This window comes from Alitiscatomonas aceti, assembly GCF_025567195.1.
GTDB classification, from domain to species: domain Bacteria; phylum Bacillota; class Clostridia; order Lachnospirales; family Lachnospiraceae; genus Alitiscatomonas; species Alitiscatomonas aceti.
This window is the reverse complement of record NZ_JAOQJF010000057.1, coordinates 3934-9275: the sequence shown is the minus strand read 5'-3', so window position 1 is coordinate 9275 and position 5342 is coordinate 3934. Positions and strand designations below refer to the sequence as shown.

Sequence of the window (5342 nt, the reverse complement as noted above, 5' to 3'; positions counted from 1 at the left end):
TTCTTTTTAAATTCAGGGGTGTAACTCTGTGGCATAATGTGTACCTCTTTTCTTTATAAGATTGATTATATCTTATTAGCCACTCCTGTTACAACATTAGTATAGCACTTCAAAGCATGTGGGCCAGAATGAAAAGCGAGCTTCTCTATGACCGCTACAATACGGAGACTATGACCATAGAGGGACTGAAGGTTCTCATTTGGAGATACTTCATCAGTTACTGGAATAACAGGAGGATCTGCTCGGCCAATGGTGGGCTTCCTCCGATAATTAAGCGACAGAGATACTACCAATCTCTGGAACAGGCTGCATAGGCAGTGATATCTTTGAGATAAATGTGTCAACCAATATTGACAATATCACTTTGTTGTTCTTCTCGAGCAGGAGATTGGCAAGACCGGCTGCGGTAAAGAACCGCACCTTTCGTCCTTCCTGGCAAGCTTTCAGGGCAATAGCCGTTGCAAGATGTGTCTTGCCTGTACCAACCGTTCCCATAAAGATCAGGTTTTCCTTTGGGGTGAGAAAGTGCAGATCAGTCATATATTCCTGCGTTAAGCCGCTGGGAAGTTCAATGGCAGAATTCCAGACAAACTCATCCAGGGTTTTCAGTACACGGAACCCTGCTGTTTTCACCATGCGGTTAATACGGTTGGCCTCTCGCTCCTGCAACTCCAGCTTTAGAAGCTCGGTCACATACTGCTCGGTGTTCTCGTACTGTACAGAACGCCAGCCCTTTGCCATACCGCCCAGCTTCACCTGCCGCATCATCAGTTCAATCTGCTCAGCCATGGGCATCGCCTCCCATCAGGCCATCGTAAATGGAAAGATTGGGATTGTAGTTCAGCATTGGGCCGGAAGTCAACTGCAATGGGTCAGGCCGGTATTCCTTTTTCGCAACCATGTAGTAGCACTGGCGCAGGCTGTCCGTATCGGTTCTTCCGTTCTGTGCGGCCAGCTCCAATGCATCGTCGCACAGGTCAGCATTGCCGTCGTTCACAATTTCGCTGAGAAGTTGTAAGGCGTTCTTGCGCTCTTTGCCTTGTGTGGAGGCCAAGTAAGTCTGCCATTGTTGCGGCATCTGGTGGAAGAACCGGGTATTTTCCATTGCCCGGGGCTTTTTGCAGAGAGTGGACACATACTGCGTCCAGTCATAGATCTCATCATTCTGCTTGTAACTGCGCCGGAAGGTACCAACAGCATGGTGGTCGTGGAAAAATTCAATGTGGTCAAAGAAGATTTTGGCCTGTACCACCTCGCCAGCCAGTGCCGGGGACAGTCCATACCGGTTCGTGTCAATCACCACAAAACCGGTCTTGCTCACAGTCAGCGTAGAATAGCGGAATACCGTGAATGGATAATCCGGCAGATTCAGCAGCGCATCCGCATCTGCCTGCCACAGTTCCCGGATCGGAATCTTGTGGATGTAGTGGTCACGCTGGGCATCCTTTTCGCACCAGCCCCACAGGTATTCCTCATTAAACTTTTCAAAGGAAGTAATGGTGGGAACCGGCACAAAGGCATTTCTGCGGCTGTATCCAACCTTGTTCTCCACATTGCCCTTCTCGTTGCCAGAGGCCGGATTACAGAACTCGGCCTGGAAACGGTAGTGCAGCATAAAACGGCTGAAACCCTCTGTGAGAGATCGCTCAGTGCCCCGCAAAACCTGTGCAACAGCGGTGGTCATGTTATCGAAACGAAGCCGGGGAGGTACACCGCCCATGTGTTCAAAGATGCGCTTCATCCCTTCCAGCAGGCACTCCTGGTTCTGCGAGGGGAATGCTTGCGTATAACCCATATTAGAGTGCGGGAAGGAGATGGTCAGAGCGTAGCCCTTCTGCTCCTGCCCTCCGGCATCGTAATACAGGAACTCGCCGAAATCCACTTGACCACATCCGGGTGTGCGTTCCAGAGGAAGGAAACCTGCACTTTGGACTTTCATCACATACTTCTTCTTGCGGACATATCGCTTCACGCTGGAGTAGCTGCCTGTAAATCCGTACTCGTCCCGTAGGCGACAGAAAAGTCGCCAGGCTGTATGCCGCTGCTTTCTTGGCACCTTGCGATCTGCTTCCAGCCAGCTGTCCACAATAGGAATGAACTTCCCCAGCACCGGATAACTCGTTGGCTCAGTATCCGGGAGATTGTCCTCGCTCCAGTTTTCCTTCTGGGCGTATTTCTGGACAGTTTCAAAGCTGTGACCCGTGATGCGGGATATTTCCCGCAAACTTTTCTCTTCATTTTCGTAGAGATCTTTGATATACTGCACTTGAGCCATTCTTAACACCTTTCCGCTACCTCCTTAGTTTATTCGACACAAACTAATGGTAGCTATAATTTGGGGGTGTTGACAATGGCTCATTTTTTGTGCCATTTGGGGTGCTCACATTTTGGCGCCCTTTTGCTCGATTTCTATTTTACCGAAAACAGATGAATCCTCCACTTGTGAATACCGAAATAAAAATATCGCCTTGAATCCACGCAGGAAAATGAATAATTAAAAACATCAAAGAATTGATAAACACAGCAAGATACTTTTTCTTATCGTTCAATATAGCATTCAAAAACAGTCCTCTAAAAACCATTTCTTCTCCAATAGCTATAGAAAGAACCTCTACTACAGTGTTTATTCCAAAAGACTCGCTTATCGTAATCTTACTATTGGTCAAGTATTCACTTATAAAAATATAAATTGTAAATAATAGCATTATTGGAATAAATATCCAGCAGTTTTTCCTTAATAGATACATTTCTTCCTTTTTGACGAACATATTGTCACTAAAACGAAAATGAATCACGATTGCAGGAAAAAGCCAGAACACAAGCTTGATATATACTTCTTTTGTAAATTCGTCAATTCCAATTTGGGTTTTCAAGTACAATTCTAATAAGCTCCATAAACCATAAAGTATCATGGCATAAATAATAAGCGAAGTACGCAATTTTGAATTTGTTTTCATTCAGTGTTCTCCTAAATCTATATAGTTTATTCCAGTCAACTTTTCAATAAATTCCGATTTTTCACTGGCTTCATTATACGCTATCCCATTGAAAAAGTATAGCTGGATTTCGGAAAACTTGTCGGGCGGAAATAGTTGGAAATAGTTTGCAATGCAAGGTAGTTCCGGGCGGCAAGTCCACAAAGGGGTAGCTGGCGGGGCCAGCGCAGGGGAAGTGTAACGTCCCCTGTGATGATAGGAGCGAAACGAAAATCATCTGCTGTCCGCAGGACGCCCCCGGCAGGGCGCAATGCACCACTTCCCGAAGTGGTGTATAATTGCGCCCTCTTTCAGAGGGGGAAGCCACGCTTACCGCTCTGGAAGCTATTATGACCGTTCCCGGTCTGGCTCTTTTCTCTTGGAATGGGGCGTTTTCTCTCTCGTCTGCGCCTTTGCTTCCGCCAGCCTGCGCCGGATTGAATTGTCCCGCTTCTGGATAAACCGCTGTCTGGTGTCAGCGATAAAGCGGCGGCACTCCGGCTCCGGGATAGCGTCCAGCTTTCGAATTGTGCTTTCCACAATCTCCCTCGCCTGCCTGTCACGAATGACCGGCATGATTTCCCGAAGTCCGGCAAGAGTTTCCTGTTTCGTGGCGGCGGCGTACTGGTAAACCATAGCCAGCTCGTCCTTTGAAAATTTCACATTCATTCCGTGTCCTCCTTTTCTGTGCCGGTTCCGGCAAATATCTGTTCTATGAGCTGCCGGGTGCTGTCCCGATGAAAGAGCAGCTTCAAGAACAGTTTGACCTGTTCCTCCGGCAAAAGCTCCGGGTGGGGCAGGTATCTTTCCAACTCCGCCCCTCTGGTACAGAGCCGGTGCGTCCGCTCTTTTCGGGTCAGCGTCTTTATCTGGTGTTCCAGAATCTTTTCCTCATGCTGCGCCCTGCTCCGTATATCCATAAAGTAGGAAATCCAGCTGAAAATCGAAAATTTCCACGTTCTCGGAAATGGTGTGGTATAATCTTTAGAGAGCGGCGGGGGAGCCGCCGGAAAGGAGCCATTCGCCTATGAAATCACGCCTTAGCATACAGGAACGGCTAAAGGATTTACGCATAGAGAGAAAGCTGAAGCTGGAAGAACTATCAAACCTGACCGGCATTTCAAAGTCTGCCCTTGGCAGCTATGAAGCGGACGATTACAAAGAAATCAATCATGGCAACCTCGTTATTCTGGCGGACTTCTACGGGGTGTCCCTTGATTACCTGCTGTGCCGGACAGAAAACAGGGAGCAGGTAAACACGCCCTTAATGGAGCTGCACCTGAATGATGAAACAGTGGAGCTTTTGAAAAGCGGCAAAATCAATAACCGTCTGCTCTGTGAGATTATCACCCACGGAAAGTTTGAGCGGCTGATGACCGATACGGAAATTTACATAGACGGTCATGCGACCGCCCGCTTCCGGGATATGAACGAAGGGCTGGAAGAACAGCGGCTTGCCCTCATTCAGAAGCACCGCTATGTGGACGGGGATTTATATTCGGAAACGCTTCTTGCCGCCCAATTAGAGGAAGAAGATTTTTTCTGCCATATAACGCATAAAACATGGGATTCCATTCTCCACGATATACGGAAAGCCCATGAACACGACATTGACAGCACGCCGGATTTCTCCCTCGCAAAGAAAATGGCGCAAGATATTCAAAACGCCCTGAAATTCCCCGGCGACCACCTGACAAAAATCTGGAAAGTCATTTTAAATATGCTGGGTATCGACTTTGACAAGCTGCCCCCTGATGAGCAGAAAGTCTTGAAAAAAGTGCTGGCAAAATCGCCGGTCATTAAAAACAATCCTTTGAATTTCCGGCGCAGGAGAAAATAAAAACTGCCGTTGTTGGAATTGCGGTTCCTGCAACGGCAGCGCCTTTATTCGCTGACATATTCTATATCAATCCTGAAATCCCCGCTGTCATAGCTGACAGCCAGCCCATAGCTTCCGATTTGAAGCGTTTCCTCGTCCTTGACCGGATAAAAGGCTTTTTGTTCTGCGTCAAAAAGAACAACTTCCTCCAATAGCTGCCCGTCAATCGTGTTTAGAATCTCCCTGATACAATCGTCACAAAAAACAGACTTCATCTTGTGGGCGCTGACAATCCGCCGCCCCCGGAAAATCTCTGCATAGCCGTCTTGTTCTCCCGGATATGATGTTACATGAATACTCGCTTCGCTGATTTCATCATAACCAAAGGACAGGCGCATACCGCCGTATTCATCATCCGGGCTTTCGTCTGTGTGATACACGTCAAGGGAATAGGTTTCTCCTGTATTGACACAAACAAGAAATGCCTGTGCCGGATAGCTTTCCTGGCAGGTGGGGCAGCTCTCGGACGTGTTCGGAATGTACTGTAT

Annotated in this window: 7 protein-coding genes and 1 pseudogene; 2 read left to right on the top strand and 6 right to left on the bottom strand. The window is 47.8% G+C overall.

Annotation, left to right across the window (positions count from 1 at the left end):
- Nucleotides 1-110 precede the first annotated feature (110 nt).
- Nucleotides 111-314, top strand: a pseudogene (locus OCV69_RS17060) (IS3 family transposase); the annotation flags it as partial.
- On the opposite strand, the gene OCV69_RS16065 reads toward OCV69_RS17060, so the two are convergent.
- The 5 genes from OCV69_RS16065 to OCV69_RS16045 form a co-directional block, all read right to left on the bottom strand.
- Entirely contained in the window at nt 271-789 is a 519-nt protein-coding gene (locus OCV69_RS16065; protein WP_262563232.1) for an ATP-binding protein, read from the bottom strand. The pseudogene OCV69_RS17060 and the gene OCV69_RS16065 overlap by 44 nt on opposite strands.
- Nucleotides 782-2275 (bottom strand): IS21 family transposase, encoded by a 1494-nt coding sequence (gene istA, locus OCV69_RS16060; RefSeq protein WP_262563233.1) that lies wholly within the window; start codon nt 2273-2275, stop codon nt 782-784. Before istA ends, OCV69_RS16065 begins: the two co-directional genes overlap by 8 nt.
- Nucleotides 2276-2414: 139 nt before the next feature.
- Nucleotides 2415-2957: a CPBP family intramembrane glutamic endopeptidase gene (locus OCV69_RS16055; RefSeq protein WP_158360266.1), complete on the bottom strand. Its 543-nt coding sequence runs from the start codon at nt 2955-2957 to the stop codon at nt 2415-2417.
- 366 nt (nt 2958-3323) lie between these two features.
- Entirely contained in the window at nt 3324-3644 is a 321-nt protein-coding gene (locus tag OCV69_RS16050; RefSeq protein ID WP_158360267.1) for a transposon-transfer assisting family protein, read from the bottom strand.
- Nucleotides 3641-3895 carry a DUF3847 domain-containing protein gene (locus OCV69_RS16045; RefSeq protein WP_158360268.1) on the bottom strand — a complete coding sequence of 85 codons (255 nt, stop codon included), beginning with the start codon at nt 3893-3895 and terminating at the stop codon, nt 3641-3643. The genes OCV69_RS16050 and OCV69_RS16045 overlap by 4 nt, the downstream gene beginning before the upstream one ends.
- A 107-nt stretch (nt 3896-4002) precedes the next feature.
- Between OCV69_RS16045 and OCV69_RS16040 the strand changes: the two genes are divergently transcribed.
- Nucleotides 4003-4815, top strand: coding sequence for a helix-turn-helix domain-containing protein (locus OCV69_RS16040; RefSeq protein ID WP_158360269.1), 813 nt, complete (start codon nt 4003-4005; stop codon nt 4813-4815).
- Between the two features lie 44 nt (nt 4816-4859).
- Here the strand turns inward: OCV69_RS16040 and OCV69_RS16035 are convergent.
- Nucleotides 4860-5342: hypothetical protein (locus tag OCV69_RS16035; RefSeq protein WP_331485783.1), on the bottom strand; the 483-nt coding region annotated here is incomplete at its 5' end.